This window comes from Streptomyces sp. NPDC056128 (genome assembly GCF_042263835.1).
Taxonomy (GTDB): Bacteria; Actinomycetota; Actinomycetes; order Streptomycetales; family Streptomycetaceae; genus Streptomyces.
Map to the genome: position 1 here is coordinate 513,806 of NZ_JBHJVQ010000004.1, position 12,453 is coordinate 526,258.

The 12,453-nt window shown below is 72.1% G+C and carries 13 protein-coding genes; 8 read left to right on the plus strand and 5 right to left on the minus strand.

The window, feature by feature from the left end; translation table 11 throughout:
• Positions 1 to 25 precede the first annotated feature (25 nt).
• The 4 genes from ACFC1X_RS13005 to ACFC1X_RS13020 are packed head-to-tail and all read left to right on the plus strand — an operon-like array spanning position 26 to position 4,030.
• Positions 26 to 1,099 (plus strand): ABC transporter substrate-binding protein, encoded by a 1,074-nt coding sequence (locus ACFC1X_RS13005; RefSeq protein ID WP_376352086.1) that lies wholly within the window; start codon positions 26 to 28, stop codon positions 1,097 to 1,099.
• Positions 1,096 to 1,953 carry an ABC transporter permease gene (locus tag ACFC1X_RS13010; protein ID WP_376352089.1) on the plus strand — a complete coding sequence of 286 codons (858 nt, stop codon included), beginning with the start codon at positions 1,096 to 1,098 and terminating at the stop codon, positions 1,951 to 1,953. Before ACFC1X_RS13005 ends, ACFC1X_RS13010 begins: the two co-directional genes overlap by 4 nt.
• The gene (locus tag ACFC1X_RS13015) at positions 1,929 to 2,702 is read left to right on the plus strand and encodes an ABC transporter ATP-binding protein (protein ID WP_376352091.1); all 774 of its coding nucleotides are present in this window, start codon (positions 1,929 to 1,931) and stop codon (positions 2,700 to 2,702) included. Before ACFC1X_RS13010 ends, ACFC1X_RS13015 begins: the two co-directional genes overlap by 25 nt.
• Positions 2,699 to 4,030, plus strand: a complete 1,332-nt coding sequence (locus tag ACFC1X_RS13020) for an LLM class flavin-dependent oxidoreductase (RefSeq protein ID WP_376352093.1) — start codon at positions 2,699 to 2,701, stop codon at positions 4,028 to 4,030. The genes ACFC1X_RS13015 and ACFC1X_RS13020 overlap by 4 nt, the downstream gene beginning before the upstream one ends.
• Positions 4,031 to 4,225: 195 nt before the next feature.
• Here ACFC1X_RS13020 and ACFC1X_RS13025 read toward each other — a convergent pair whose 3' ends face one another.
• The 4 genes from ACFC1X_RS13025 to ACFC1X_RS13040 form a co-directional block, all read right to left on the minus strand.
• Positions 4,226 to 5,101: an oxygenase MpaB family protein gene (locus ACFC1X_RS13025; RefSeq protein WP_376352096.1), complete on the minus strand. Its 876-nt coding sequence runs from the start codon at positions 5,099 to 5,101 to the stop codon at positions 4,226 to 4,228.
• Between the two features lie 80 nt (positions 5,102 to 5,181).
• Complete coding sequence (locus tag ACFC1X_RS13030) at positions 5,182 to 5,547, minus strand: transglycosylase family protein (protein ID WP_376352099.1); 366 nt, start codon at positions 5,545 to 5,547, stop codon at positions 5,182 to 5,184.
• A 99-nt stretch (positions 5,548 to 5,646) separates the two neighbouring features.
• Entirely contained in the window at positions 5,647 to 7,116 is a 1,470-nt protein-coding gene (locus ACFC1X_RS13035; RefSeq protein ID WP_376352102.1) for an MFS transporter, read from the minus strand.
• 100 nt (positions 7,117 to 7,216) lie between these two features.
• Positions 7,217 to 8,146: a dihydrodipicolinate synthase family protein gene (locus ACFC1X_RS13040; RefSeq protein WP_376352105.1), complete on the minus strand. Its 930-nt coding sequence runs from the start codon at positions 8,144 to 8,146 to the stop codon at positions 7,217 to 7,219.
• A 128-nt stretch (positions 8,147 to 8,274) separates the two neighbouring features.
• On the opposite strand from ACFC1X_RS13040, the gene ACFC1X_RS13045 reads away from it, so the two are divergent.
• Positions 8,275 to 8,991: a FadR/GntR family transcriptional regulator gene (locus tag ACFC1X_RS13045; protein WP_376352108.1), complete on the plus strand. Its 717-nt coding sequence runs from the start codon at positions 8,275 to 8,277 to the stop codon at positions 8,989 to 8,991.
• A 110-nt stretch (positions 8,992 to 9,101) separates the two neighbouring features.
• On the plus strand, positions 9,102 to 9,590 hold the full coding sequence (locus ACFC1X_RS13050; protein ID WP_376352111.1) for a DUF5949 family protein: 489 nt from the start codon (positions 9,102 to 9,104) through the stop codon (positions 9,588 to 9,590).
• 40 nt (positions 9,591 to 9,630) lie between these two features.
• On the opposite strand, the gene ACFC1X_RS13055 is transcribed toward ACFC1X_RS13050, so the two are convergent.
• Positions 9,631 to 10,167: an isochorismatase family cysteine hydrolase gene (locus ACFC1X_RS13055; RefSeq protein WP_376352113.1), complete on the minus strand. Its 537-nt coding sequence runs from the start codon at positions 10,165 to 10,167 to the stop codon at positions 9,631 to 9,633.
• Positions 10,168 to 10,249: 82 nt separating this feature from the next.
• Between ACFC1X_RS13055 and ACFC1X_RS13060 the strand changes: the two genes are divergently transcribed.
• Both ACFC1X_RS13060 and ACFC1X_RS13065 read left to right on the plus strand, forming a co-directional pair.
• The gene (locus ACFC1X_RS13060; protein WP_376352116.1) at positions 10,250 to 11,320 is read left to right on the plus strand and encodes a nitrous oxide reductase family maturation protein NosD; all 1,071 of its coding nucleotides are present in this window, start codon (positions 10,250 to 10,252) and stop codon (positions 11,318 to 11,320) included.
• A gap of 49 nt (positions 11,321 to 11,369) precedes the next feature.
• On the plus strand, positions 11,370 to 12,398 hold the full coding sequence (locus ACFC1X_RS13065; protein ID WP_376352118.1) for a methyltransferase: 1,029 nt from the start codon (positions 11,370 to 11,372) through the stop codon (positions 12,396 to 12,398).
• Positions 12,399 to 12,453: the final 55 nt, after the last annotated feature.

Below are 12,453 nucleotides of genomic sequence, written 5' to 3' on the forward strand. Positions count from 1 at the left end.
TCTCCCGCTCCCCGTGAAGGCCGTGATGACCTCTCGCACACCCCTGCCCGGATTCCGGCGCTCTCCCGCCCTGGCCGCACTGGCCCTTTCTCTGACTCTCACCGGCTGTGTGGCCCCGGCGCAGACCGCGGGCGGCGAGGACGTCTCGGACGAGAAGATCCCGGTCGCGGTCGCCCGCGACACCACGCTGACCGTCGGGGCGCCCGACCTCAAGGTCGCGCTGGAGCTGTCCGGGCAGATCGACAAGCTGCCCTTCAAGGTGAAGTGGGCCAACATCAGCGGCGGCCCCCAGTGCTCGGAGGCCTTCCGGGCCGACGCACTCGACGTCTGCTCGGCCGCGGACATCCCGTCGATCAACGCCCACTGGACGGGTCTCGACACGAAGCTCGTGGCGGTCAGGTTCCGCGCGGACCCGTACAAGAACCCCATCTACGAGCTGGGCACCGCCCCGGGCTCCGGCATCAAGACCCTCGCCGACCTGCGGGGCAAGAAGATCGCCTACAGCCCGGGGCAGGCCCAGGGGGCGCTCGTCCTGCGCATTCTGGCGAAGGCCGGGCTCACCCAGCAGGACGTCGAACTCGTCGAACTCGCGAGCACGGGCGACGTCTATCCCACGGCGCTCGGAAACCACCAGGTGGACGCCGCGCCCATCGCGGACGTCAACATCAAGCGCTATCTCGCGAACTACGGCAAGGAGGGCGGCGGGACGGTCAAGCACGGGCTCCGGGACGACCCGGCACACCTGTGGGCGCTGACCGAATCCGTCGCCGACGCGCAGAAGTCGGCCGCCCTCCGGGAACTCGTGAAGTTCTGGGCCCGGGCGCAGATTTGGATCGACAAGCATCCCGAGGAATGGGTGGCGGGCTACTACGTCGAGGACCAGGGACTCAGCCAGGAGGACGGCGAATACCTGGTCCGGCGCATCGGCCACCCGGACCTTCCGGCGGACTGGACCGACGCCATCCACCGGCAGCAGCAGACCATCGACCTGCTGGCGAAGGAGCAGGACCGCGAACCGTTCGACGCGGACCTCCTCTTCGACCGCCGCTACGAGCCGGTGGCCGCCGAGGCCGTCGCCGGTGAAGGGACGTCGCCATGAGCACCACGATCTTCGACAAGCAGGCGCTCCCGGCCACCCAGGCCCCGCCGGACCAGGTGCGTCCGCGCGGGCCGCGACGACACCGCCCGGGCCCCGGCAAGCCCGTGCGGTACGGCTGGGCGATCGGACCGGTACTGCTGCTGGCGCTCTGGGCGGCGGGGTCGGGGCTGGGCGTCTTCGACGTCCGCAGCCTCCCCGCGCCCTGGACCATCGCCGGCACGGCGGGCGACCTCATCGACAACGGCAAGCTCCAGTCCCACCTGGCCACCTCCGCCCAACGCGCCCTGCTGGGGCTGCTGTTCGGCGTCGCGGCCGGTCTGGTCCTGGCCCTCGTCTCCGGGCTCAGCCGGCTCGGCGAGGCCGTGATCGACGGCCCGGTGCAGATCAAGCGGTCGATCCCCTCGCTGGCGTTGATCCCGCTGCTGATCCTCTGGTTCGGCATCGGCGAGACGATGAAGGTGATCACGATCGCGCTCGGTGTCTTCGTGCCGGTCTACATCCACACGCACAACGGACTGCGCGCCATCGACAACCGCTACGCCGAGCTGGCGGAGACGGTGCGCCTGGGCAGGCTCGGCTTCGTCCGGCACGTCGTGCTGCCCGGCGCCCTGCCCGGCTTCCTGCTCGGCATGCGCTTCGCGGTGACCGGCGCCTGGCTGGCGCTCGTCGTGGTGGAGCAGGTCAACGCCACCAGCGGCATCGGCTACATGATGGAACTGGCCCGGACGTACGGGCAGACCGACATCATCATCGTCGGTCTCGTGGTGTACGGCCTGCTCGGTCTGGTCTCCGACGCCCTGGTACGTCTGGTGGAGAGGAGGGCCCTGTCATGGCGGCGGACGCTGGCGGGCTGAACACGGCGGACCGCGCGACGGTCCGCATCGAGAACCTGGTGCGTTCCTTCGGTGAGCGCAGGGTGCTGGACGGGCTCGACCTGTCCATCGCGCCCGGGGAGTTCGTGGCGCTGCTGGGGCGCAGCGGCTCCGGCAAGAGCACGCTGCTCCGTGCCCTGGCCGGCCTCGACCACGAGGTGGCGGGCAGCGGTGGGCTGACCGCACCCGACCATGTGTCCGTCGTCTTCCAGGACGCGCGGCTGCTGCCCTGGAAGCGGCTGCTCGACAATGTCGTGCTGGGTCTGACCGGGCCCTTCGCCGAGGACCGGGGCCGGGCCGCCCTCGCCGAGGTCGGCCTCGCCGGACGCGAACGGGCCTGGCCGGTGGAACTGTCGGGCGGCGAACAGCAGCGTGTCTCGCTGGCCAGGTCCCTGGTACGCGAACCTCAACTGCTGCTGGCGGACGAGCCGTTCGGCGCCCTGGACGCGCTGACCCGGATCAGGATGCACGCCCTGCTGCGGCGGCTGTGCGAACGGCACCGGCCGGCCGTGCTCCTCGTGACGCACGACGTCGACGAGGCCATCGTGCTCGCGGACCGGGTGGTGGTGCTGGACCGCGGCCGGATCGCGGCCGACCTGCCCGTGCGGCTCCCGGCACCGCGGGACCACGCGGGCGCCGAGTACACGGCCCTGCGCGGCCGGCTGCTGGCCCGGCTGGGCGTGCGGAACGCCGAGAACGCCGGGCTGTCCGAGGAGGAGAAGGCGGCATGAGCGCACGCACCCTGCACCTGAACCTGTTCGTCTATCCGGGCGGCCATCACGAGGCCGCCTGGCGGCACCACGGCACCGACCCCGGCCGCATCCTCGACATCGGCTTCTACCAGGAGCTGGCCCGCCGGGCCGAGGCGGCCGCGTTCGACGCCGTGTTCTTCGCCGACGGTCCGTCGCTGGCCGACAACGTCCGCTACGCGAGCCGCTTCCGGCTCGAACCGTTCACCTGGTTGTCGGCGATCGCCGCGGCCACCGAACGCATCGGCCTGATCGCGACCGCCTCGACCACGTACACCGAGCCGTACAACCTGGCGCGCCTGTTCGCCTCGCTGGACCACCTCAGCCGGGGGCGGGCCGGCTGGAACATCGTCACCACCGGGGCCCCGCAGGCCGCGGAGAACTTCGGCCTCGACGCACATCCCGTGCACGCCGAACGGTACGACCGTGCGCGGGAGTTCGTCGACGTGGTGACGAAGCTCTGGGACAGCTGGGAGGACGAGGCGCTGGTCGTCGACCAGAAGACCGGTGTGTTCGCCGACACCGACCGCATCCACGAGATCGGCCACTCGGGCCGCCATCTGAAGGTGCGCGGCCCGCTGAACCTGCCCCGCTCCCCGCAGGGGCGCCCGGTGTACGTCCAGGCCGGGTCCTCCGAGGACGGCCGCTCCTTCGCCGCGGCCTACGCCGAGGCGGTGTTCACCGCGCACCAGACGCTCCGGAGCGGGCAGGAGTTCTACGCCGACCTCAAGGCGCGGGCCGCGGCGCTCGGCCGTGACCCCGGCCGGCTGCTCGTCCTCCCGGGCATCAGCCCCTTCATCGGTGCGACCGAGGCCGAGGCACGGGCACTGCACGCGGAGTTCGACGAACTCACCCAGCCCGAGTACTCGCTCCAGCTGCTGCGGCGTCTGCTGGGTCTCGACCTCACCGCGGACCAGCTGGACGGGCCGGTGCCACGGCGGCTCATCGAGACCCGGGGCGAACGCGGCAACGGCAGCCGCTTCCGGCTCGTCCTGGACATCATCGACCGCGAACAGCCCACGGTGCGCGGGCTCATGCACCGCCTCGCGGGCGCGCGCGGGCACCGCGTGGTGGCCGGCACCCCCGAGCAGGTGGCCGACCAGATCCAGGAGTGGTTCGAGCAGGGAGCCGCCGACGGCTTCAACGTCATGCCGCCGTGGCTCTCCGGCGGCTTCGACCTCTTCGCCGACCAGGTGGTCCCGATCCTGCGGGCGCGCGGTCTGTTCCGCACCGCGTACGACGCGGCGACGCTGCGCGGGCACTACGGACTGCCGCGGCCCACCGGCGGCGGTCCTCCACTGAGGCACTGAGGCACTGAGGCACTGACTGCCAGAGGTCGGCCCCGGACGGGTCCGCGTACCGGACGTCCGGGGCCGCCCCTCTGCTCCCCCGCCGGGGACTGCCCGTCCCCCGCCCGGGGAAAACGCCGGGCGGCCACGACCGGGTGCAAGTGCACGCCCATGGGTTACCCCGGTCAACACGGCGTACCGTACGGCGGGCGGTCCCTACGCCGCGTCCCGGGGCGGCGTCATCGCCCAGCGGATGCCCGCGGTCACGGCCGACCCGAGCGGGCGCACGCACACGCCCTCGGCCGGGGGAACGCGCGGCAGGCCCAGGGCGTGCGAGGCCCAGACCGGCAGCAGGGAGACCGCGTTGGCGGCGAGCACCCCGTAGGGCAGACGCGCGAGCAGCGGGATGGGCGGCCTGAGCAGCAGGAAGCGGGTGGTGCTGCGCGCCTCGGCGGTCGCGCGCAGTTCGCCGCGGTAGGCGGCGATCCGCTCGGTGAGTCCGGCGCGGTCGACGGGCGGGTCCGGCACGCCGAGCGCGGTGGCGATGCGCGCCATGTCGGCCACGTAGCCGTCGCACCCGTCGTCGTCCAGGGGGTGGGCGCCGTACCGCTGGTGGGCGCGCAGGAAGCTGTCGGCCTCCGCCACGTGCACCCAGCACAGCAGGTGCGGGTCGGCGGCGGCGTACTCCTCACCCTCGGCCGTGACGCCCCGCACCCTCTCGTGCACGGCCCGTACCCGCTCGCACGCCTCCTGCGCGCTGTCCGCCGTCCCGTACGTGGTGACCGCGAGGAAGGTGCTGGTCCGCTGGAGCCGGCCCCAGGGGTCGCCGCGGAAACCGGAGTGCGCGGCGACCGCAGCCATGGCCAGTGGGTGGAGCGACTGGAGCAGCAGGGCGGAGAGGCCGCCGATGAACATGGAGGCGTCCCCGTGCACCCGCCGGATCGGCCGCTCCGGGCCGAACCAGCGCGGGCCCGGTGTGTCGTGGATGCGGGCGCGGTTGCCCGGACCCTCCGGGCCCGCCACCCGGGAGAAGATCATCTCCCCCAGCCGTGCGCGCGGGTCGGGGCGGCGGTCACCTGGGAGACGTGTCATGTCTGCCGAGCCCTCCTTCGCCCTCCTGCGGCCGGGCGGCTCACACCCCTACGTCTGCCCGGGACCGCCGGGCGGGAACATCAGGCGCAGCCCCAGGCGTTCATTCCCTGGATCCGGGCGAGGCGCTTGGCGACGGCGATCTGCTCGGCGCGGCTGGCGAGGTCCGCGCGCGGGGCGTACTTGAGACCGCCGGCCGCGATCCAGCTCGACGTCCTGAACTGCAGACCGCCGTAGTAGCCGTTGCCGGTGTTCGCCTTCCAGTTGCCGCCCGACTCGCAGGCGGCGATGGCGTCCCAGTCGGTGCGCAGGGGGACGGACGGTGAGGCGGCCGCTTCGGTGGTCGCGCCCAGTGCGGTCGTGGCGAGCAGGGCCGCCACGGCGATCCGGACCCCACGGCGGTGCGCGCCGCACACGTCACTCCGATGAGCATTTCGTCTACAGATCATACTGGGACTGTTACCTTACGTGACGGCGCGACGACGCACCGTCCGCCACCTGCTTACGCCGGTCGGAGCAGGCGAACCACCCTCCGGCCGGCGTCCGCCTCACTTCGCCGTCGGTACGGACGACGGGCTCTCCACCGCCGCCTCGGTGGCCAGGTAGTCCGGCACGGCCTCGGGGTCGACGAGGCGGTTGAGCCGGCTGGGGACGTCGAAGCCGATCAGCAGGATGACCACCAGGGTCAGCGAGAAGGTGAGCACCGCGAGCGACTGGCCGAGCGACATGCTCGACGCCAGCCGGGCACCGAGCACGGGGGCGACGGCGCCGCCCAGCGCCCCGACGTTGTAGGTGAAGCCCAGGGACGCGGCGCGGGTCTCGGTCGGGAAGTGTCCGGCGATGTACTTGGGCAGCAGTCCGGAGATGCCCTGCATGCAGGCGAGCATGAGGAACAGCAGGATGCCCAGGCCGAGTTGGCTGTCACGGATCGCGAAGACGGGGAAGACGAAGGCGATGCCCACCGCCAGGGTGCAGGCGTACGCCCTGCGGGTGCCGAACCGGTCCCCGATGAAGCCGGTGACGATGCAGCCGGCCATCGTGCCGAACCCGGCGTAGTAGAGCGCGTCGCTGACCTGCGCGGGGGTGAAGCCGAGTTCGGTCTTGAGGTAGGTGGGCAGCAGGGCCTGGACCGGCCAGCTGTAGAGGAAGGCGCAGAAGACGGTGACGCAGAGCGCGACGAACAGCGGCCAGCGTGTCCGCCCGCCCAGTTGCACGGCGAAGGCGAGGAGACAGGCCGTGGCCACCACGGAGAGGACGGGCACCGCTCCCGCGCCGAGCGGGGTGAAGACCGCGAACAGCGCTCCCGTGGCGACGACCGCGAGCACCGTGTTGACCGTCGCCCGGCGCCGGCCCGCGAACAGCGGCCGGAAGGGGTTGGGCCGCTCGCCGGTGGCGCCCACCCGGGCCTCCCAGTCGTCGGCCTCGGGCAGCGCCCGCCGCACCCACAGCGCGACGACGACCGGGAACAGGCCGATGTAGAACAGCCAGCGCCAGCCGTGTCCCGGCACCACGTGCTCGTAGACCTCGGCGGCCAGGACGCCGCCCAGGGAGAAGCCGGAGATGAGGAACCCGGAGGCGCGGTTGCGCAGCCGGGCGGGCCAGCTCTCCAGTACGTAGGTGGCGCTGGCGCTGTACTCACCGGCCATGCCCATGCCGATCAGCAGGCGGGCGGTGAACAGGCTGGTGTAGTCCCAGGCGAAGCCGCAGGCGAAGGTGCCGACCGAGTACAGCAGGATGCTGGCCACCATGGCGCTCTTGCGGCCGAAGCGGTCGCCGAGCGCGCCGAGCACGGCGCCGCCGAGCCAGCGGGTGATGAAGGCTCCGGAGACCAGGCTCGCGGACTCGACGGTGGACAGCCCGAAGTCGTCGGCGATCTCGGTCAGCACGAGGGTGATGAGGACGAAGTCGAAGCCGTCGAGGAGGTAGCCGATCCAGGCTGCGAAGAAGGACTTCCACTTCTCCCGGGTGATCTCGCGGTACCAGGGCGGGGCGGTCGGGGTGGTGCGCGCAGATGACATGACGGATCCAATGCGGGTGGGAAGACGCGCGGGGGGACGGACAGCGGGACGGGATGCGTGGGTGGGACCGGGGCCGGGCCCGGGGGCCCCGGTCCGGGGATCACAGGAGTCCGGCCTCGGTGAGCCGGGTGCGGACGCGGGCCACGGCCGCCTCGTCGAGCGGCACCTGCGGTGCGGCGGTGGCCGCGCAGTCGATGAGGCCCAGCAGCAGGGCGGCGGCCTTGAAGGCGCCGAGCGCGCTGGAACTGGGGCCCATCAGGGCGGGATCGCCGGCGTCGGTGAGGGCGAACAGCGCCGCGAGCCGGTCCTGCTCCGCCCTGGCGGCGGCCCAGTCGCCGGCCCGGGCGGCGGCGTAGAGGCGTACGTAGCCGTGCGCGTCGACGTTGCCGAGGCCGGGCACGACGCCGTCGGCGCCGGCGAGCAGCGCGCCGTCCACGGTGAGTTCGGAGCCGGTGAGCACCGAGAAGTCCGGGGTGCGCGGGCGCAGTTCGACCAGCAGCCGGCGCAGGGAGCCCTCGTCGCCGCTGGAGTCCTTCAGCCCGGCGAGGGTGCCGTCGGCGGCCAGGTCGAGCACCACGTCCCGGGGCAGCTTGGTGTGCACGGCGACCGGGATGTCGTAGGCGAACAGCGGCAGGCCCGCGCCCTCGCGGATCCGCCGGAAGTGGTCGGCGATCTCCACGGCGTGGGTGCGGGTGTAGAAGGGCGCCGTGGCCACGAGCGCGTCGGCGCCGGCCCGGACCGCGTCGGCCGCCCGGTCCAGGACCCGGGCCGTGGTGGTCTCGACGACCCCGGCGAGCACGGGGACGCGGCCCGCGGCGGTGTCCACGGCGGCTTCGAGCACGGTCAGCCGCTGGGCGTTCGTGAGGTAGGCGGTCTCGCCGCTGGACCCCAGCAGGAACAGGCCGTGCACACCGGCCGTGATCAGGTGCTCGGTGAGCCGGCGCACCGACCCGGTGTCCACCTCCCCTGCCGGGGTGAGCGGGGTGATGACCGGGGGGATGACGCCGCGCAGCGGCGTGGGGATGGGCATGCGGTGACTCCAGGTCGTGCCGTGTTTCCGTCCCGGGGGCAGGGGGAGGCGACGCGCCCCGGACTCCCGGAACCCCAGGACGTAGGATGTCCTACGTCCTGTTAGAGTGACACATGACGGAGCAGGGGATGTCAAGGGTCGAGAGGGGACGCCACATGGGCTCGGTCGCCGCCGACGCCGAGGAGCGGATCAAGGAACTGATCGTCGAGGAGGGCCTCGGCCCCGGCGACCCGCTGCCCACCGAGACGGAGCTGATGGAGCGGTTCGGCGTCAGCCGCAACTCGCTGCGCGAGGCGCTCAAGTCCCTCCAGGCCATGCACATCGTCGAGATCCGGCGCGGCTTCGGCACCTACGTCGGCACCATGTCGCTGGAGCCGATGACCGAGGCCATGGCGTTCCGCACCGTGGTCGGACACCGACGGGGCCAGGGCAGCCTGCTCGAACTGCTGCAGTTGCGCGAGGCGCTGGAGGCGGGGCTCATGCACCGGCTGGCGGGCCGGCTGCCCGACGCCGACCTGGCGGAGCTGGACGCGCTGGTGGAGACGATGCACACCGAGGTGCGCGAGACGGGCGAGATCGCGGCCCGCACCGACCGCGCCTTCCACCGGGTGCTGCACCGCTCCCTGGACAACGAACTGCTCAGCGAACTCCTCGACGCCTTCTGGAACGCCTTCCACCGGGTACGCACGCAGGCCCAGGGGCTGGGTGCGGCGGCCGACGGCGAGGAACTGGCCCGGATGCACGCCAGGATCGTCGACGCCGTGCGCCAGGGTGACGCGGAGGCCGCGGAGCGGGCGGTGCACCGGCACTTCGACGACATCCGCAGCCGCCTGTCGCGGCAGTGAGCCGACCCCCCGCTCGGCGGAACCCTCGTTCGCGTGAAGAAAGGCGAGGACGTCGTCCGGTCGGGTGACGGCCGTCCGGGAGCGCCCCGTCGCGCGCTTACGGTTTCGCGATGACCTCGATCTCCACCGACCCGCGTCCCCTGCGAACCGCCGACCTCGGCACGCTCGTCATCATGTCCTGGAGCCGTGAGACGCCCGACGGCGACGTCCCCTTCCTCCTCGCCTGCTCCCTCGGCGACGGCGAGGGCGGCCCCGAGGCGACCCCGGCCGCCGTCGAAGGGCTGCTGAGCCGCTCCGGGATCGCCGTGGGCGACGGCGTGCTCGACGCCACCGGCCTGCCCGACCTGCCGGTCGGCCTGCTCGTCGTGCCCGGCGCGGCGGCGCTCACCATGCCGGGCGTCAACGCCCAGTTCGTGCCCACGCCGCAGTGGCGCGAGGCAGTGGACGAGCGCGGATACGCCTGCCTCATCTTCGCCACCCGCCCGTGGTCCGGCGGCGAGCCCGGCGAGGCCGAGGCGGTCGCCGCCTTCGCCAACCACGAGGACACCCTGCGGACGGCGGCGCAGCTCGTCCTGCCCGTGCGCAGCCTGCGGACCTGACACCGGCCGGCTCTCCCGGCCCGCCGCGCCGCGGATCGCCTCACGTCCACAACTCGCCGCTGTCGCAGACCCGGGCGCCCATGTTCCGCTCCATCATGCGCAGCGCGGCGTCCGCGAGATCGGCGTGGATGTGGGCGACCGCGTCGCGCGGGACGATGACCTGGAGATGGCGGATGTGGGCGTCGAGCGCCGAGTAGAGCACACACTGCTCGGTCACCTGCCCGCACAGCACGAGCCGGTCGATCCCCTGCTGGTGGAGGAGATAGGTCAGCGGGGTCTCGAAGAAGATCGAGTGGCGCGCCTTGACCACGAAGAGGGACGACTCGTCGGGCCGCAGCGGCTCGACGAGTCCCGCGTGCGGTCCCGAGAGTGCCTTGTCGAGGATCTCGCCGTGGTGCGAGCGCCACTCCCCGAAGTTGTCGTTGACGTAGATCACGGGGACGCGGTGGCGTCGCGCCCGCTCCAGCAGGCCCGTCAGCTGCGGCAGTACCGACTCGGCGGCCGGGATCAGCGACTCGGCGTCCTGATGGTCGTAGGTGTTGATCATGTCGATGACGATCAGCGCGGTCTTGCCCATGCCGCTCAGGTTGCCATCCTGACACGCCGTCGGATGGCTCATCCCGACCGAGCCTGAATATGTCCGGCATATCTTTCCGAATATGAAGAAATGCCATGTCGTGTACCTGGTGTGCACCGCAGCGATGATCGGTACGGGGCTCGGAGCGGCTCCCGCCTCCTCCGCCCCCATGACCCACGTGGTCCACCCCGGGGAGTCGATCCAGCAGGCGGTGGACGCCGCCGAGTCGGGGGACACGGTCCTCGTCACTCCCGGCACCTACCACGAGAGCGTCCAGGTGAGCACCCCCGGGCTCACCCTGCGCGGCATGGGCCGCGAGACGATCCTCAAGCCCGGCACGGAGAAGGCGGCCGCCAACACCTGCGCCCAGGGCGGCAACGGGATCTGCGTGACCGGTACGAAGGGCAAGAACGTCAAGGGCGTCACCGTCGCCGACCTGACGGTGACCGGCTTCACCCGCACCGGTCTGTACGCGATGGCCACCGACGGCCTGACGGTGCGGAACGTGACGGCCGTCAAGAACGGCGTCTGGGGCATCGCCCAGGAGCAGTCGGTCCACGGCGTCTTCCGCGGCAACGCCGCCCTCGACAACGGCGACGCGGGCATCTTCCTCGCCAACACCGTCACGGCCGAGGCAGGCGCCGCCGACACCGAGGGAACGGTCGTCGCGCTCAACCTCCTCAAGGGCAACCGGATCGGCGTCACCGTCCGGCGGCTGCGCAACCTCGCCGTCGCGGCCAACCACATCACCGGCAACTGCGCCGGCGTGTTCGTCGTCGGCGACGAGAACAAGCCCAAGGCCGGTGACCTGGTCGTGCGCGACAACCACGTCGTGGGCAACAACAAGTCCTGCCCGAAGACCGAGCGGCTCGACGCCCTCCAGGGCTCCGGCATCGTCCTGACCGGCACCGAGAAGGTCCTGGTCGCGGACAACACGGTGCGGGAGAACTCGGGCAAGTCCCCGCTGTCGGGCGGCATCGTCCTGTTCAAGAGCTTCGTGGGCGTCACCAGCGAGAAGAACGAGATCAAGGGCAACTCGCTGCGCGACAACTCCCCCGCCGACCTGGTCAACACCGAGACGGCGGCCACCGGGAAGAACAACACCTTCGAGGGCAACACCTGCGGCGCCTCCAAGCCCGCGGGACTGTGCTGACCGGCCGGCCACAGCCACTCGTGGACCGAAGAAGGAAGGAAGGCGGCACATGACGACCGCACAGACCGCCCCACCCCCGCCCATGCGGCTGAGGGAGCTCGTGTTCGGCGCGGCATGTGCCGCCGCCCTCCGCACGGCCGCCCGGCTCGGTGTCGCCGACGCCCTCGGCGACACCCCCATGACCGTGGACGACCTCGCGGCCGCGGTGAAGGCCGAGCCCAGGCCGCTGCGCCGGCTGCTGCGCGCCCTGACCTGCTACGGCGTCTTCGCCGAGCACAAGAACGGGACGTTCGCGCACACCGACATGTCCCGGCTGCTGCGCGAGGACGACCCGCACAGCCTGCGCTACATCACCCTGTGGTGCACGGAGCCGTGGACCTGGGACGCGTGGCCCCTGCTCGACGAGGCGGTGCGCAGCGGCCGCAACGTCGTCGAGGGCCTGTACGGCAAGGAGTTCTTCACCTACCTCAACGAGGACGCTCCCCGGTCGGCCGAGGTCTTCAACCGCGCCATGACGACCTCCAGCCGGCAGTCGGCCGAGGACGTCGCGGCCCTCCTCGACCTGTCGGGCAGCTCGTCGGTCGCCGACATCGGCGGCGGCCAGGGGCACGTGGTGGCGAGCCTGCTGGAGAAGTACCCGTCCATGCACGGCACCCTGCTCGACCTGCCCAGGGTCGTGGAGAACGCCGACCCCCGGCTGCGCGAGGGCGGCGCGCTCGCGGACCGGGTGCGGATCGTGCCCGGGGACTGCCGCGAGGACATCCCGGTACGGGCCGACGTGTATGTCATCAAGAACATCCTGGAGTGGGACGACGACAGCACCGCCCGCGCCCTGCGGGGCGTCATGCGGGCGGGCGGGCCCGGGGCCCGGGTCGTGGTCATCGAGAACCTCGTCGACGACACCCCGTCGATGCGGTTCAGCACCGCGATGGACCTGCTGCTGCTCCTCAACGTCGGCGGGGCGAAGCACACCACCGACAGCATGGTCGGGCGGCTGACGGAGGCGGGCCTCGTCATCGACGACATCCGCCCGGTCAACCCCTACCTGCACGCCTTCGACTGCACCGTCCCCGAGTGAACTGACGCCCCGACAGGCGGCGACGGCCGCCGGACCGCACATCGCGGTCCGGCGG